This window comes from Mycobacterium sp. NGS49 (assembly GCF_059812565.1).
Genome location: NZ_JCALCX010000109.1, coordinates 1 through 622 on the forward strand (window position 1 = coordinate 1; position 622 = coordinate 622).

A 622-nucleotide genomic window follows, 5' to 3' on the forward strand; every position below is an offset into this window, starting at 1 on the left:
GCCGTCGCTGCCGGTGCCGGCTTGGTTGCTGATTGTGGCGTTGACGCCGTTGGCTCCATTGAATCCAGTACCGCCCTGGCCGCCGGCGCCTCCATTACCGAACAGGACCGCGTTACCGCCGAGACCGCCAGCCGCCCCAGTACCGCCCATTCCGCCGGATCCACCGTTGCCCCATAGCAATCCGCCGCTACCGCCATTTCCGCCAGCTGCGCCGCTACCGCCGATGCCCCCGTTGCCGCCGTTGCCGATCAGCCCGGCACTACCGCCGTTGCCCCCTGTCTGGCCATCGACACCGTTACCGCCGTTGCCGCCGTTGCCGAATAACAACCCTCCCGCACCGCCGGCCTGCCCGGGCGCGCCATCAGCGCCATTGCCGATCAACGGACGTCCCAACAACGCATTGGTCGGCGCATTGATGAAGTCCAGCACTTCTCGCTCCAAGGCCTGCAGCGGCGAGACGTTGGAGGCCTCAGCCGAGGCATAGGCATTCGCACCACCGGTCAGTGTCTGGACGAACTGACCGTAGAACGCTTCGGCGCGCGCGCTTAGCGTGTGGTAGGCCTGAGCGTGCTCAGAAAACAGCGCAGCAACCGCTGCAGACACTTCATCCTCACCCAAGGCC

1 protein-coding gene is annotated in these 622 nt (G+C 66.2%); it reads right to left on the bottom strand.

What is annotated here, in order from left to right; translation table 11 throughout:
- Positions 1 to 622, bottom strand: a 622-nt coding sequence (locus AC5Y7D_RS30905) for a PE family protein (protein WP_499929993.1), incomplete at both ends; no start/stop codon positions are given.